General features: G+C 72.0%; 21 protein-coding genes. All 21 read right to left on the minus strand.

Annotation, left to right across the window (positions count from 1 at the left end; genetic code table 11):
* Positions 1-20: 20 nt before the first annotated feature.
* The 21 genes from ABD080_RS13360 to ABD080_RS13455 all read right to left on the minus strand — a co-directional run bounded on the left by ABD080_RS13360 (position 21) and on the right by ABD080_RS13455 (position 11,741).
* Complete coding sequence (locus ABD080_RS13360) at positions 21-371, minus strand: hypothetical protein (RefSeq protein WP_343905548.1); 351 nt, start codon at positions 369-371, stop codon at positions 21-23.
* Positions 372-439: 68 nt separating this feature from the next.
* Positions 440-811, minus strand: a complete 372-nt coding sequence (locus ABD080_RS13365; protein ID WP_343905550.1) for a hypothetical protein — start codon at positions 809-811, stop codon at positions 440-442.
* Positions 812-895: 84 nt separating this feature from the next.
* Positions 896-1,474, minus strand: a complete 579-nt coding sequence (locus tag ABD080_RS13370; protein ID WP_343905552.1) for a hypothetical protein — start codon at positions 1,472-1,474, stop codon at positions 896-898.
* A 2-nt stretch (positions 1,475-1,476) separates the two neighbouring features.
* A complete protein-coding gene (locus ABD080_RS13375; protein WP_343905554.1) occupies positions 1,477-1,752 on the minus strand; it encodes a hypothetical protein in 276 nt (91 codons plus the stop codon).
* Positions 1,753-1,769: 17 nt separating this feature from the next.
* A complete protein-coding gene (locus ABD080_RS13380) occupies positions 1,770-2,165 on the minus strand; it encodes a hypothetical protein (RefSeq protein WP_343905556.1) in 396 nt (131 codons plus the stop codon).
* A 4-nt stretch (positions 2,166-2,169) separates the two neighbouring features.
* Entirely contained in the window at positions 2,170-2,424 is a 255-nt protein-coding gene (locus tag ABD080_RS13385) for a hypothetical protein (RefSeq protein WP_343905558.1), read from the minus strand.
* 1 nt (position 2,425) lies between these two features.
* Entirely contained in the window at positions 2,426-2,767 is a 342-nt protein-coding gene (locus tag ABD080_RS13390; protein WP_343905560.1) for a hypothetical protein, read from the minus strand.
* Positions 2,764-3,354 (minus strand): hypothetical protein, encoded by a 591-nt coding sequence (locus tag ABD080_RS13395; RefSeq protein WP_343905562.1) that lies wholly within the window; start codon positions 3,352-3,354, stop codon positions 2,764-2,766. Before ABD080_RS13395 ends, ABD080_RS13390 begins: the two co-directional genes overlap by 4 nt.
* A 9-nt stretch (positions 3,355-3,363) precedes the next feature.
* Positions 3,364-3,555, minus strand: a complete 192-nt coding sequence (locus tag ABD080_RS13400) for a hypothetical protein (protein WP_343905564.1) — start codon at positions 3,553-3,555, stop codon at positions 3,364-3,366.
* Between the two features lie 2 nt (positions 3,556-3,557).
* On the minus strand, positions 3,558-4,847 hold the full coding sequence (locus ABD080_RS13405) for a phage major capsid protein (RefSeq protein ID WP_343905566.1): 1,290 nt from the start codon (positions 4,845-4,847) through the stop codon (positions 3,558-3,560).
* Entirely contained in the window at positions 4,844-5,596 is a 753-nt protein-coding gene (locus tag ABD080_RS13410; RefSeq protein WP_343905568.1) for an HK97 family phage prohead protease, read from the minus strand. Before ABD080_RS13410 ends, ABD080_RS13405 begins: the two co-directional genes overlap by 4 nt.
* An 18-nt stretch (positions 5,597-5,614) precedes the next feature.
* Complete coding sequence (locus ABD080_RS13415; protein ID WP_343905570.1) at positions 5,615-7,537, minus strand: phage portal protein; 1,923 nt, start codon at positions 7,535-7,537, stop codon at positions 5,615-5,617.
* Positions 7,538-7,620: 83 nt separating this feature from the next.
* Entirely contained in the window at positions 7,621-7,824 is a 204-nt protein-coding gene (locus tag ABD080_RS13420) for a hypothetical protein (protein WP_343905572.1), read from the minus strand.
* A 14-nt stretch (positions 7,825-7,838) separates the two neighbouring features.
* Positions 7,839-9,485, minus strand: coding sequence for a hypothetical protein (locus tag ABD080_RS13425; protein WP_343905574.1), 1,647 nt, complete (start codon positions 9,483-9,485; stop codon positions 7,839-7,841).
* Complete coding sequence (locus ABD080_RS13430; RefSeq protein ID WP_343905576.1) at positions 9,436-9,753, minus strand: hypothetical protein; 318 nt, start codon at positions 9,751-9,753, stop codon at positions 9,436-9,438. Before ABD080_RS13430 ends, ABD080_RS13425 begins: the two co-directional genes overlap by 50 nt.
* 210 nt (positions 9,754-9,963) lie before the next feature.
* Positions 9,964-10,296 (minus strand): HNH endonuclease, encoded by a 333-nt coding sequence (locus ABD080_RS13435; RefSeq protein ID WP_343905578.1) that lies wholly within the window; start codon positions 10,294-10,296, stop codon positions 9,964-9,966.
* A gap of 105 nt (positions 10,297-10,401) precedes the next feature.
* Entirely contained in the window at positions 10,402-10,617 is a 216-nt protein-coding gene (locus tag ABD080_RS16825; RefSeq protein ID WP_377827318.1) for a MerR family transcriptional regulator, read from the minus strand.
* A 2-nt stretch (positions 10,618-10,619) separates the two neighbouring features.
* Complete coding sequence (locus ABD080_RS13440) at positions 10,620-10,988, minus strand: hypothetical protein (RefSeq protein ID WP_343905580.1); 369 nt, start codon at positions 10,986-10,988, stop codon at positions 10,620-10,622.
* Entirely contained in the window at positions 10,985-11,302 is a 318-nt protein-coding gene (locus tag ABD080_RS13445; protein WP_343905582.1) for a hypothetical protein, read from the minus strand. Before ABD080_RS13445 ends, ABD080_RS13440 begins: the two co-directional genes overlap by 4 nt.
* Positions 11,299-11,526, minus strand: coding sequence for a hypothetical protein (locus ABD080_RS13450; protein WP_343905584.1), 228 nt, complete (start codon positions 11,524-11,526; stop codon positions 11,299-11,301). The genes ABD080_RS13445 and ABD080_RS13450 overlap by 4 nt, the downstream gene beginning before the upstream one ends.
* Before the next feature lie 41 nt (positions 11,527-11,567).
* On the minus strand, positions 11,568-11,741 hold the full coding sequence (locus ABD080_RS13455) for a hypothetical protein (protein ID WP_343905586.1): 174 nt from the start codon (positions 11,739-11,741) through the stop codon (positions 11,568-11,570).
* Between the last annotated feature and the right edge of the window lie 3 nt (positions 11,742-11,744).

Raw genomic sequence — 11,744 nt, forward strand, 5'->3', positions numbered from 1 at the left:
TGGCCCCCTTTATGTAGTTGTCAGAGGTCCCGGAGGGTCATCGCCTCACCGTTCCGGGCCCGTCGTTCCCGGTCGGCGGCACGCTCGTGCCACCGCCGCTTCGCTTCCGCCTCGCGCGCGACGCGCGCCTCCCGATCCCGGACGCCCTCCGGGAGCTCCCACGCCTTCGGCTCGTCGCCCTTGCCGCCGGCCACGGCGCGCACGGCCCGCCGGACCGTCAGGTCGAGCTGGGCGATCGCGTGCCACTCGTCGGACATGGCGGCGGCCCCGCCGAGCTCCCGTCCCACGGCGCACGCCGCGGGCAGGTGATCGACGAGGGCCGCCACGACGCCGGGCCGAATCCGGCCGGCGTACATTTCCGCGAGGTCCACGTGATAGAACCGCCACAGGTCAGCGACCAGGGCGGTTCGGTGGTGGTGCGCGAAGTACGCGAGGGCGATCAGTTTCCCGAGTTCGCGACCTTCTGCAGCTGCTCGAGGAGCGCGACGAGGAACGCCTCCGCCTCCGAGTAGGGCACGCGGGTCCCCTCGCGGTGCGTCGCCTTGAACGTCGACCAGCCCTCCGGGCCGAGGAGCCGCACGGCGGCGGACACCTGCTTGCCCTGCTCGAGCTCGAGGACGAAGTCGACGTCGTCGATCGCCTCACGGTCGATCGTGTACGTGTCGCCGTCCCACTCGAGGGTCACCTCGTCGGACAGGACCCGCACGTTCCGAATCTTCTTCTCGGGGGCCGCGGTGTCCTCGTGGTCGCCGGGGACCTTCGCCCCGGCCGCCTTCGCCTTCTCCGCGGTGCTGCTCGTCTTCGCTGCCATGATGTTTGCTCCCATCGTGTTCGGCTCCCGAAAGGTGAGAGGGGCGCGACGGGACGGGAGCCGGGCCCCGCCGCGCCCCGGTCATCACTCGCCCGCGCCGGCCTCGACGGCCTCGACGTAGGCGGGGTGGTTCGTGATCACGTAGGCGTCGCCACGGATCGCGAGCTTCATCTGGTGCGTCGTCGGGTCGCTGTTCTTGTGCCCGACGGTGCCGCGGTCGGTGACCGACACGAGCGGCGCGACGTAGTACTTCGTCACGTCGAACGCGACGGTCTTCACGATCGCCGCGCCCTCGATCGCGGTCATGGACCCGGGCAGGTTGATCCGGGCCACACCGTCGCCGGCGGCGATCGGATCGGACGCGCCGTAGAACATCTTCGCGACGAGGGGGGTGTCCTCCATCGCCGTGAAGTTGAACGCCTTCGAGGACCCGGTCACCGGGAAGATGACGGAGGTGCCGCCCTGCCAGGCGACGATCTCGCCCGAATCGACGGACACCTCGATGTCGACGCCGTCCTCGTTCAGCCAGCCGAGGTCCTGGAACTTCGTGTCGATCGGATCGTCGAGCCCCTGCGGGAGGGTGAACCCGGCCCCCTTGAACGCGAACAGCACGGCGGAGTCCTCGCCGCCGTACAGCTTGATGTTGTCGAGGTTCTTCGTCATGGTCAGCCCTTCCGGCGAGCAGTGCTCGCCTTGCCCTTGTCGTCCGCCGCGGGCTCGTCACCGGCGGCGGGCTTGTCCTTGGACTCGTCGGCGGCACCGGGGACGGCGTCCGGGACGGCCTCCCCGGCCGCAGCCTTCTCGTCGTCGCTCACACGCCCCCCTGCGCCGAGCGCGACGAGGAGCCGAGCGTCGCTCGCCTCGACCTCGACGACGTCGCCGGCCGCGTACTTCTTGTCTCCGACCTCGCGGGCGTCCGCGAGCTTCACCTTCACACCCATGAGGGGTGCCTCCTTCTCTATCGAGAGACCCCGCGGACGCGGAGCCGTACCATCGCGATCGCCCGGGCCATGTCCGGGAACCGCTCGTCTGCCCGGGAGGCGACGCCCCCCGGATTGCCGGTGTCGAGCACCTGCCAGCCACCCAGCCGGCCGCCCTCGAGGGCCAGCACCTCCGACACCGCCTCCCCCGCGATCCGCTCCGCGGTCGCACCGGACCGGGGATGCCACGCGGCGAGGTCGATCTGCACGTCCTCCGACAGGCGCGTCCGGACACCACCGGTCCGGTCGAGCTCGAGGAACCCGCCCGCCGGCCAGGTCGCCGGGAGCCGCGTCCCGGCCGGCACGCCGAGCCGGTCCGCGAGGTACGCGCGGAGCAGGTCGAGGGTGTCCGGGAACCGGGTCACCTCCGCCATGCCGTCACCCCCGCCCGGCGTCGATCGCCCGGGACAGTGACCGCGTCTTCGCCTGCCGTTCGTCGGCCTTCGCGGTCGTCGTCATCACGCGCCCACGGGCACGGTCGTGCCCCTGGTAGACGACGGCCCGATGCCCGGCCCCGGCGGCCGTCGCGATCCTGTTCCCACGGTCGCGGAGGTCGTCCTGCACGCCCTGCGATCGCAGCAGCCGCGCGACGCCGGCCTTGTTGAGCTCCCAGCGGATGCGACCCTTCGCCATGTCAGCGCACCTCCCACCGGGTGAGGACGAGCAGCACATGATTCAGGGCCCCGGTCGCCGAGCGGACACGCTGCCCGTCGGACGCGAGCCCGTACGTCCCGAACCCCTCGACGTCGACGCGCGCCTTCGCGGGGACCTCCCGGCCGCCGCGCGCCCGGAACGTCCCCGTGATCGACACGGCGTACGCGTCCGGGTCGACGTCCCCCGGCCCGGGCTCGAACAGGCCCCGGAGGGGGAACACCGCCGCTGGCGCGTCCCAGTCGTCGAGCACGTCGCCGCGCTCCTCGTACGTGCCGGGCACCGTCACCGTCGCCCGGTCGTTCGCCCACGAGGCCAGGTTCACGGCGCACCTCCGATCCGGTACCCGTCCAGCACCGCGAGGTCCCGCTCGAGGAGCGTCAGGCCACCGGACACACCGATCGCCGTCTGCGCCCACGACACGGACACCTGCCCGGCCTGTTCTCGGGTCGCGCCCTTCGGCGAGGACAGGGCCACGACGGACACCTGCACCACGATCGACGCGAGCGCCGGCACCTCCGAGAGGTGCCAGCCGTGCTCGACGTCGACCTCGACCCGGTGCGGGCCGGACGACAGCGGACCGGCCCACACGGCACCGGTCGCGTCCCACGCGTACCGCTCGACGGGGCGACCGTCGACGCGGACGGCGGTCACGTCCCGCAGGTGCCCCGTGGGCACGAGCAGGTCGAGCTGCCCGCCGCCGTAGTGGTCGGTGACGGTGAGCGTGTCCCGCACGACCGGCGCGACGTGCCACCCGCAGTAGTTCCGCACCGCTGCCGACGCCCCGGCGAGGAGCAGCCCCAGCCGCGGGTCGTCGGTCGCGACCTCACCTTCGGTCCATGCCTCGATCTGCTCGCCCTTCGCGAGCGGCGGGAGGATGACGAGGCCTTCCGGCTCCTCGACGAGTTCCATGCCGACCCCCTACTTGTTCGAGGCCGTCCGTTGCTTGTTCGGCACCGTCCGCTGCTTCCGGGCGGGCCGCTTCGCGTCGTCGTCGGTCTCGGGGGCCGGCGCGGGGGCGGACGCCCCGGGGACCTTGATCCCCAGGGCGTCCGCCTCGTCACGCCGGACCCGCACACCGTCGACGACGACCATCACGTCGTCGCCGGCCATGATCAGGCCGCCGCCTCACCGAGGGTGAGGAGCCGCGAGGGCTTCCAGATGACCTGCTCCGCGCGGAGCTCCGCGCGGACGTAGGTCATGTTCCGCTGCGCGTAGTCCTTGTGCTGGTTGAACGCCAGCACGGACAGGCCCTCGACGTCGAGCAGGGCCACCTGCTTGAAGTCGCCGAGGATGTACTGCCCGGCCTCGACACGCTCCGACTCGACGATCGGCCGGCCCCACAGGGTGCCGGGACCGGACGAGAACGGGCCCTGCCCGTAGAACCGGCCCTGCGCGTCCTGCAGCAGGTCGATTTCCGCGGCGGTCTCCGGGTTGACGACGATCGCCTGCACGGTGCCGCCGGGGAGGCGGGTAATGCGGGTGATCGCGCGGCGCACGGCCTTCACCTGCTCGATGACGTCGGCGGCGGCGGCGTACTCCGCCTGCTGGACACCGGTCGTGTTGAGCAGACCCTTCGGCTCGCCGTTCGTGCCGGTGCCGTTCAGCAGCTTGTCCTCGATGAGGGAGTCGAGCGAGTAGCCGAGCTCCTGGTTCATGTAGGACGCGAACGCCGGGGCGTCGTGGAGCAGCTGGTTCGTGACGTCGTAGCCGTCCGCGTAGGTGTACGGCTTCGCGTCGGCCATGGCCGTGGTGAGGCCCGAGGTGGGCTTCAGCGCGGCCGCGTCGGTGCCGGAGGTCGCCTCCGGGACGATCGCGGCGTTCCGCTCGACGGACACGATCTGCACGTACTCGAACGCACCGGCCGCGGAGCCGCGGGAGATGAGGTCGAGGAACGTCAGCCGGTCACGGTCGACGAGGTCGAGGGTGGGGAACCGGGTCGGCTGCACGTGAGCCTGCGGGGACGTGAGCGGGGCCTTCTGCCCGAGCCCGCGCCCGCCCATGTGCTCCGCGAGCGTGCCGACCTTCACGCGGCCGATGTTCACCGGCGAGCCGGAGCCGACACCGGTCGGGAACGCCTTCTGGAAGTCGCCGTACGCGGCGGACTTCGTGAAGCGCTCGCCGAACGAGCGGGCCGACTTCATGCCGGACTCGTCGGCGTCGCCACCGGGAGTCTCGCCCTCGTCGCCCTCGTCGCCGGCGAGGCCGGCGAGACGGTCGATCGAGGCGCGGGACTTCGCCGCGGCGGCGATCTTCTGGTCGAGCTCGTTGACCTCCGCGACCTTCGCGTCGATCGTCGAGAGCTCGTCGTCGGTGAGGTCCCGGCCGTCGGCCTTCGCCTTCGCCGCGATGTCCTGTGCCGCCTTGAGCGCGGCGGCGCGCTGGGCCTTGAGTCCCATGGTCATGCCCCTTCCGGGTCGGTGGTGGTGAGTCCTGCCAGTTCGAGGTCCACGAGTCGCCGCGCCGCCGCGCCCGGGTCGGCCTCCGGGTTACGGCCGACCCCGGCCGCCTCCCCGTTACCGTCCGCCGTGTTGCCGGACTTCTCGTCGGGACCAACCGAGCGGATCGCCCGGTCGATCGAATCGCGCACCCCTCGCAGTGCGTCGATCGTCTTCGTCGACAGCGGGGCCCCCTCGAGCCCGGCCGCCATGTGCTCCGCCGCCGCCTTCACGGCGAGCACCTCCGTCTCTTGGTTCGCGCCGATCGGCACGACGGATACCTCGTAGAGCTTCAGCCGGCGCAGCTCGAATACGTCCTCGCCGTCCTTCTCCGCCGGCGCACCGTCGAGCACGTCGAACGCGAACGACATCTGCGACACGCGCCCGGCCTTCAGCAGCCGGTACACCTGCGCGGCCTTCGGCGACTCGAGGTCGAGGGCGGCACGGACCTTCAGCCCGTGCTCGTCCTCGACGGCCTCGACCACGTGCCCGATGTTGTAGTCCGGATCGGCGAAGTTGTGCCCCCACAGGAGCGGGAGGGACAGCCCGGAGGCGTCCCAGTCCTTCAGCGACTCCGCGAACGCGCCCTGCACGACGACGTCGCCGTACGAGTCGACGTTGCCGAACACGGACGCGTACGCCTCGAACGTGCCCTCGTCGAGGCCCCCGTCGGGACCTGCCTTCGTCCCCACGAGGGAGACACCCTTCCACCGCATGACGGCCTCCTTCGGTTCTCAGTTCTCGGGGGTGATGACCAGGCCGCACTGGCATCCGGCGACCTCGTCGGCCCCGCCGGCGGAGTCGCCGGGCCACTTCATGCCGTTGGGGAACACCGCGTCGATGCCGACGGTGACCCCGTTCATGGCGGCGTGCGTGTCCCGCGGGTCGTTCGACCGCGTGACCCACGTCTTCCGGGCCTTCGACCCGAGGTTCTGCCGGCCCGCCTCGTGGGCGGCGAACGACCCGACGCCGGCGACGAAAGCGCCGGCCGCCGCGACGGAGCGGGCCTTCGCCGCGGTGTCGAACACCCCGGCCGGGTCGGCCCCCTCCGCTTTCGCAGTTGCAAGCTGCGCGCGGGTGGTGTCGTTGATCCATTCCGCCCGCGAGGCGACGACCGCCTCGAGGTACGCGAGGGTCCGGGCGACGGAGTACCGGGCGTCCGGCCGGAGCCGGGTCGCCACGACCGCCCCGACCGTCGAGGACAGGGCGATCGCCGCGTCGTACAGGTCCGCGGCGAGCTCGTTGTTCCACCGGTCGGCGTCCCACCACTCGTCGGCCCCGCCGGCGAGCAGCGGGGACACGGCGAGCTTCTGCCGGTCGAAGTGCCGGCGCAGCAGCGCCGCGACCTCGTCCCGGTCCCGGTCGTCGCCGCCGGAGTCGTCGGTCTTCTGCGACGGCACGAGGATGTCCTCGCGCGCACGTCCCAGCGCGTGGAGCTCCGCCATGACGTCGTCGGGAATGCGGCGCACGAGCCCGGCCTTCGGCGGCGGTGCGGAGTCCGTCGGCGACGCCTGCCCGCCCTCGAGGACGTTCAGCGGCGTGATGAGCTCGTCCCCACCGTCTACCGCCGGTAGATTCATGCGGGCGCGGCCCTCGTTCCGGGTCATCCACGGCGCACCGATCGACGTCTGCAGCTGCGACGCCTGCTCCTCGAAGGAGCCCCGCATCTTCGCCTGCACGTTCGCCTCGATGTACCGGCCCTTCCCGGGCTCGACCATCGCGACGAGCCGGCCGATCATCTGCTCGTGCCCCGTGATGTACGGGCCGAGGTTCACCGACCACAGCATCGTCCGGAACGCGTTGAGGTTCGCGAACGTCCCCTCCCGCGCCCCGACCATCTCGGGGGCGATGTGGAACGCCGCGGCGACCTCCACGTCGGTGAGCTTCCGCGCCTCGACGTCGGCGACGTCCTTCGGGTTGATGCCCGTCACCGGCTTGTACGTCATGCCGTCCTCGAGCAGGAGCATGGACCCGGCCCGGGTGCCGCCCTGCTTGAACGACCGCAGCCCGGTCAGGAACCGGTCCCGCGCGGTGCCGTTCGGCCACTTCTCCGACCGCTCGACGACACCACCGAACGCCGGGCCCCGCTCGAACAGCTCCGCCCGATAGGCGGCCTGCTTCAGCCATTCCTCGATCGGCACGGCGAGCGACTCGAGCGGCGACGCCGACCGGCCCGACGTCCGCGGCGAGTACCCCACGTCGACGAGGAACTCCTGCGGGTCGTGGTCGACGGTCGATCCGTCACCGTCGATCAGGGTCACGGCCCGCAGTCGGTGCAGGCGGTCGAGCTTCGGCCGCCACGTGTGCGCCGGGAGCCGCAGCAGTCGCGGCCGGCCCTGGTCGTCCGTCACGAGCTGCAGGGCGACCCGGTCGAAGATCAGCCCGTCGAGCAGCACCGACTCCCAGAACCGGAACGGCGTCTCGAGCGGGTCGACCGACGGCCACGCGAGCAGGTCCGCGAGGGCACCCTCCCGGACCCGCTGCCGGTCATCGTCCGCCCCGCGCTCGTACACGTTCCACGGCAGGGACGCGATCTGCGCGGCGATGAACGAGGTCACCTTCCGCACCGACGGGTGCACGGAGAACAGCCGGTCGACGGTCATGTCCGCCGCGTCCGTCCACGAGGACAGCGGCACGCCCGGGTCCGGGGTCAGCATCCCGTTCTCCGTCGAGAAGGGGACCATGTCCCCGGCACTCCCGGGGACCGTCGGACCGTAGTCCGGAGGCCAGGCGATCCGGCTCACGAGACCACCGCCGCGAACACGATCTGCGCCGACGCGACGATCACGGTCCCCGGGACCTTCGTCGTCCCCTCCGGCGTCGCCGCCTCGACGGTCGCGAGGGACACGGAGTCGCGGGCCACGTCGACGAGCACGCCGAGCAGCACGACGCCGTCGAGGTGCACGCGCACCTGCCGGCCCTTGTGCATCTTCAGAAGGCGCATGTCATCCCGTCCTCTCACACGACCGCGACGTCGTACTCCTCGTACGCGCTCGAGTTGTCCTCTTGGGGGCGAAGCACGTCCCACACCGCACCGGAGGCCGCCATGAGCACGGCGCACCCGTACGGCGAGCCCTTCGCCGACCACATCCATGAGTCACCGCCGGCCATGGGCCGGGTGACCACCGTTCCTGCGACGAGGTCCAGCACCGGCGACGGCCGATGCCACAGCCGCTCCGGCTGGTCCCCCGCCGTCTCGCCCTCGTCCGCGTCCGGCTCCCACACGTGAGCGACGACCGCGTCGAACAGTCGCCCGCACGCCGCGCCGAGGTCCGCGCCGCCCCAGTTCACGACCTCGACGCCGTCCATCGCCTCGAGGTCGTCCGCGATCGACACGACCGCCGCGCCCCGCCGGCGGGCGACGACCCGGAGGTCCTGCCCCGGCCTCGTCCGTTCCTTGAACCATCCGGTCACCCACGAGGTGCCCGGTCGCGCCGCGATCGGCTCGACGTGCACGTCCCCGTCCGGCCGCCGGCCCGCCGCGACGATGTACGCGTTCGCACGGTCCGGCTCGACCTCGACGCAGAACGTCACCGGCTCCCCGTCAGCGATCACCGACTCCCGGTCCTGCCCGAGGAGCCACGACCCGCTGGGGAACACACTCTCGGTCGCGCCGTCGTTCCACTGGCACAGGCACTCCGTGCGGAACACCCACTCCGGGTCCGTCGTCGCGGCCGACGCGAGCGCGCGGTGCATCTCGACGTGCCCGTACGACGGGTTCGCCGCGAGCCACCCGTCGACGTCGTGCACGTCCACCCCCGGAGGTGCCGACCACTCGAACCACCCGAGCGCCGCGTCACCGTTCGTGATCGCGTCGTCCGGAGCCCCGTCGTCCTCGACCGGCGCGGCGAGGATGTCCGCGACACCCTCAGCCGACCGCACGATCCCGTCCGGGTCGCCGAGCTCCCGGTGAGCCATGAGCCGCAGGTGCCGCAGGACGATCGACGCCGCGTCCCCCGCGTTCGACATGCCGAGGATCAGCGCGTCCGGGCGAGCCATGGTCGTCTTCGTGACCGCCGACCACGCATCCCACGTCGAGTGCTCGCGCAGCTCGTCGAGCATGATCAGGTCGCCGGACAGTCCACGGCCACCACGACGCGTCGCCGGCTGCACCCGGTACCGCTCCCCCGACTCGAGGACGAGCGCCTTCTTCCCGTTCGACCGGTGCACCGCACCGATCAGGTCCGCGAGCTCGTCGACACCCTCCGCGAGGTCGACCGCCCCGTCCCACACCTCCTCCGAGATGTCGAGGTTCTGCGCCGTCCCGATCACGAGCCCCGACCCGCGCACGTACATCGCCCACAGAGCGAGCACCTGGGACAGGGTCGACTTCCCGTTCTGCCGGGCCACGGACAGGACCACCGTCCGGAACCGCAGCCGACCGTCCTCGAGCAGCTCGAGCGCGTGGACCAGGAACCATGCCTGCCACGGCCGGAGGGTCACGCCGAGCAGGTCCCGCGCGAAGTCGATCACGGCGAAGCCGAGCGACGTCTCCCGCGTGAGCTCCCGCAGCGGCGGCGTGAACACCCGCGGCACCTCGTGCCCGTACAGACGATCAGGTGCCGGTACGGCCGGCCTGCTCACGGAGGACGGAGAGCTTGCCACGCTTCCCCTCCTTCTTCTCGGGGAGCACCGTCCGGCCGGCGACCGTGAGCCCCAGCTCCCGGGCGGCCTTCAGGTACAGGCCCTCCGTGACGTTGTCGAACCGGCCCTCCACGTACGGGAAGTCCGGGTCGTCCATCCGCTCCGCCATGCGCAGCAGAACGGCGGCGGTGCCCTCGTCCATGTCCGTGAGCACCCCGGCGGCCCGGGCCGCCTCGAGCGCGTCTTCGGTCGCCGCGACCAGCGAGGTGTCGAGCGGATCGCCAGCCACGGCAAACCTCCCACTGCGAGTAGACGTCAGGCCATGCGCGCGCACGCGCGAGGGACCCGGTCGAGGTCGACCGGAGAGAGAGACTCCTACCCGACACCCCAACTCGGGCTGGGGTCGTCGCCGAGAGTCCGACCCCCCTCCCCCTGTGAGGAGAGAGGGTGCCGGGCCGCGTTCGGCGACGAGGGAGGGTCGAGGTTCGTCGGTGAGCGTTCACCAGGTGCGCGAGGGCTCTCCGAGGGCGAGCTCGCGTTGTAGGTCGTCTGCGGGGCGCTTGCCGCGTCGGCGGTTGCAGCCCTTGTGCGACGCGCGGAGGTTCGCCCGGTCGAGGCGTAGGTGCGGGTAGTCCGCCCATGCCTTCGCGTGGTCGGCCTCGAACGCGCCGTCGGGGATCGGCTTGCCGGGCTTGTGCCGGAGCCGGTAGTCGATCGGTTGCCCGCACAGCCAGCACGGTGTCCCGCTGCTCTCGCAGGCGGCGCGGAAGTCGCGGGCGAGCTTGCGGTACCGGGGGTCGTCGCGCTCGACGTGGGCGGCGGGTCCGGTCATGGGCGGGTCACCTCCCGTAGGACGTGGCGCGGCCCGGGCGTCGCCACAACACCCGGGCCGTCTACCCCACGTGCGGACACACTTCCGCCGTCGACACTCAGTATGTCACACGTTCGTGGACGAGTCGTCCACAGGTTGTGCACGGCTTGTGGATGAGCGTCGCGCGGCGGCCCGGTACACGTCGTCGAGCCGGTAGAGCGTGCGTCCGCGGGCGTCGCGTCCGTGGGGCTCGAGGTGTCCGCGTGTTGCCCAGGTGCGGATGAGAGCGGGCTTGACCCGGGCGGCATGCGCGGCGGCGAGGGTGTCGACGAGGCGGGCCATGGTCAGTCGATGAGGACGACGTCGCGGCCGGCGGTGAGCGTGGCGAGGCCGCCGGGGTCGGTGTCGTCGACCATGCGGCGCACCCCGTCGACGACGATCACGTCAGCCTCGACGCCGTCCGCGTTGTGGAGGGCGCGGTAGAAGGCGATCGCTTCGGTGGTGACGTCGTGCAGGCGGGCGGTGCCGTTCGCGGCGTTCCATGCGTACCCGGGGGTGTGGGGGTACAGGGTGCCGAGGTTCGCCCGGGGGTCGAGGTGGAGTAGCGCCGCGCGGTGCGCCTGCTGCACGTCCCGCGCGGTGGGCGAGACGACGAGGACGGTCCGTCCGGCGGCGAGGTCGCGGAGGATTCCTTCGATGATGTACCGGTTCATGCCTGCTCCCGTTCGGTGTGCCCGCGGCGCGTGTTCTCGTCGAGGGTTGCTTGGTAGGTGCGGCCGGCGTCGAACCATTCCTGGTGCGCGAGGATCAGGGCGGCCTGCAGCTTGACGACGGCGGCCCAGCCGCGGTCGGCACGGCGGGACGTGAGGGTGAACAGCACGAACCATGCGAGGGCGAGCGCGTAGCCGGCGGTCGCCGGCCAGTTCCCGTCGATCCCGTGGGCGACGGCGGCGACGGCGAGTGACCCGCCGACGAGCACGGCGAAGGTCACGTCGAGGACCCGGGCGGTGCGGGTCGTGCGGGTCATCGTGTCGCCGCCTTCCGGTCGGCGATCGCGACACGGTCGGCGGCGGCCTCGTCACGGCGGGCCCACGCGTTGAGCGCGTCGGCGACGACGGCGGCGTCACCGAGCGGGAGGTGCAGCGTGACGGACGTCAGCCCGGTGAGGCGGGCCGCGCGGGTCCGGGCCTTCAGGTTCCCGGCGATCGCGGCGACCTGCATCCGGTGGGACTTCGTGATCTGCTCGCGCATGTACGCGTCCCGGGCGTCACGGGCGGCGCGGCTGCCGTGCCTCACAGGATCACCCGCCACAGGGACACGATCCCGGCGAGGATCAGGGAGGCGATGAGGCCGCCGCCGAGGAGGACGGTCGCCCACACGGCGACGGTCGCGAGGACTTTCCCGCCGGCGGGCTCCGGGCGGGGGGTGTTCTCGGGGTGCTTAGGGTACTGCTGGTCGTGCTGCATGGT

This window comes from Brachybacterium rhamnosum, assembly GCF_039526185.1.
Lineage (GTDB): Bacteria > Actinomycetota > Actinomycetes > Actinomycetales > Dermabacteraceae > Brachybacterium > Brachybacterium rhamnosum.

What these genes read in the sequence shown, in the direction of transcription:
- ABD080_RS13415 (WP_343905570.1), bottom strand. Translation starts at nt 7,537, where the DNA reads ATGCTGACCCCGGACCCGGGCGTGCCGCTGTCCTCGTGGACGGACGCG.
- ABD080_RS13375 (WP_343905554.1), bottom strand. Translation starts at nt 1,752, where the DNA reads ATGGGTGTGAAGGTGAAGCTCGCGGACGCCCGCGAGGTCGGAGACAAG.
- ABD080_RS13365 (WP_343905550.1), bottom strand. Translation starts at nt 811, where the DNA reads ATGGCAGCGAAGACGAGCAGCACCGCGGAGAAGGCGAAGGCGGCCGGG.
- ABD080_RS13450 (WP_343905584.1), bottom strand. Translation starts at nt 11,526, where the DNA reads ATGCGCGAGCAGATCACGAAGTCCCACCGGATGCAGGTCGCCGCGATC.
- ABD080_RS13435 (WP_343905578.1), bottom strand. Translation starts at nt 10,296, where the DNA reads ATGACCGGACCCGCCGCCCACGTCGAGCGCGACGACCCCCGGTACCGC.
- ABD080_RS13395 (WP_343905562.1), bottom strand. Translation starts at nt 3,354, where the DNA reads ATGGAACTCGTCGAGGAGCCGGAAGGCCTCGTCATCCTCCCGCCGCTC.
- ABD080_RS13380 (WP_343905556.1), bottom strand. Translation starts at nt 2,165, where the DNA reads ATGGCGGAGGTGACCCGGTTCCCGGACACCCTCGACCTGCTCCGCGCG.
- ABD080_RS13420 (WP_343905572.1), bottom strand. Translation starts at nt 7,824, where the DNA reads ATGCGCCTTCTGAAGATGCACAAGGGCCGGCAGGTGCGCGTGCACCTC.
- ABD080_RS13440 (WP_343905580.1), bottom strand. Translation starts at nt 10,988, where the DNA reads ATGAACCGGTACATCATCGAAGGAATCCTCCGCGACCTCGCCGCCGGA.
- ABD080_RS13370 (WP_343905552.1), bottom strand. Translation starts at nt 1,474, where the DNA reads ATGACGAAGAACCTCGACAACATCAAGCTGTACGGCGGCGAGGACTCC.
- ABD080_RS13405 (WP_343905566.1), bottom strand. Translation starts at nt 4,847, where the DNA reads ATGACCATGGGACTCAAGGCCCAGCGCGCCGCCGCGCTCAAGGCGGCA.
- ABD080_RS13400 (WP_343905564.1), bottom strand. Translation starts at nt 3,555, where the DNA reads ATGGCCGGCGACGACGTGATGGTCGTCGTCGACGGTGTGCGGGTCCGG.
- ABD080_RS13445 (WP_343905582.1), bottom strand. Translation starts at nt 11,302, where the DNA reads ATGACCCGCACGACCCGCACCGCCCGGGTCCTCGACGTGACCTTCGCC.
- ABD080_RS13410 (WP_343905568.1), bottom strand. Translation starts at nt 5,596, where the DNA reads ATGCGGTGGAAGGGTGTCTCCCTCGTGGGGACGAAGGCAGGTCCCGAC.
- ABD080_RS13385 (WP_343905558.1), bottom strand. Translation starts at nt 2,424, where the DNA reads ATGGCGAAGGGTCGCATCCGCTGGGAGCTCAACAAGGCCGGCGTCGCG.
- ABD080_RS13455 (WP_343905586.1), bottom strand. Translation starts at nt 11,741, where the DNA reads ATGCAGCACGACCAGCAGTACCCTAAGCACCCCGAGAACACCCCCCGC.
- ABD080_RS16825 (WP_377827318.1), bottom strand. Translation starts at nt 10,617, where the DNA reads ATGGCCCGCCTCGTCGACACCCTCGCCGCCGCGCATGCCGCCCGGGTC.